General features: G+C 35.6%; 2 protein-coding genes. One reads left to right on the top strand and one right to left on the bottom strand.

All coding sequences use genetic code 11. The features are described from left to right. A partial coding sequence (locus P20495_RS21470; RefSeq protein ID WP_138950631.1) for an integrase core domain-containing protein occupies nucleotides 1-192 on the top strand: 192 nt, incomplete at its 5' end. Nucleotides 193-203: 11 nt separating this feature from the next. Here the strand turns inward: P20495_RS21470 and P20495_RS15730 are convergent. Next, the gene (locus tag P20495_RS15730) at nucleotides 204-623 is read right to left on the bottom strand and encodes a hypothetical protein (RefSeq protein WP_008134516.1); all 420 of its coding nucleotides are present in this window, start codon (nucleotides 621-623) and stop codon (nucleotides 204-206) included. Nucleotides 624-699: the final 76 nt, after the last annotated feature.

Raw genomic sequence — 699 nt, 5'->3', positions numbered from 1 at the left:
TTCAATCGCACGGTTAGGTATGACTGGCTAAGTCATTATATTTACAGGGATATTAGTGAGTTACAAGATAAAGCAACCGATTGGTTATGGACTTATAATAATGAACGCCCTAACATGGGCATAGGTGGAATAACACCCATACAAAAACTGGAAAAGTTAAACAACGAAAATTCTACAGATAGCCTCCATTAAAAATGGGAGGATTACCCCGGCACATTAACGCTACGCGTATAGTTAGCACCGTCAATATCGGAGATATCTAAATAAATTTGTACAGAGTGTGTTCCCGGGTTTGCCAATTCAAAGGCAAGATTGAAATCATTAAATTCACTCCAATCCCAAGGTTTTTCCGGTGAAAAAACAATACTAGCGTACGAGTTTTTCTTAGATTGAAACTGTACATTTAAAACCGAGTTTTCATTTTTTACTATAGCGGAATTACTTTGGTAATCAACAGACGTCGCTGTATGGTGAGTGTCATCTGCAAATAAATACATTAATGTATTAGTAGATTTAATCTGTACGGCATCTGTTGTGGGGCGATCAACTTTAACGTCTTCTTGATTACAGGCACTTAACGCAAGCAAGAGCGATGTGAGGAGTATGTTCTTTTTATATGTCATTGCTGTTTAACCTTTAATTACAATTTAACATACCATACATTAAAAAAACAAATTTGAAAATTGTTAACAATGTGCA

It is taken from the genome of Pseudoalteromonas sp. BSi20495 (assembly GCF_000241185.1).
Taxonomy (GTDB): Bacteria; Pseudomonadota; Gammaproteobacteria; order Enterobacterales; family Alteromonadaceae; genus Pseudoalteromonas; species Pseudoalteromonas fuliginea.
The sequence above is the reverse complement of the archived record's forward strand: the minus strand, read 5'-3'. Positions and strand labels throughout refer to the sequence as shown.

Bases quoted from the DNA above. Each gene is read 5' to 3' on its own strand.
- P20495_RS15730 (WP_008134516.1), bottom strand. From the start codon at position 623: ATGACATATAAAAAGAACATACTCCTCACATCGCTCTTGCTTGCGTTA.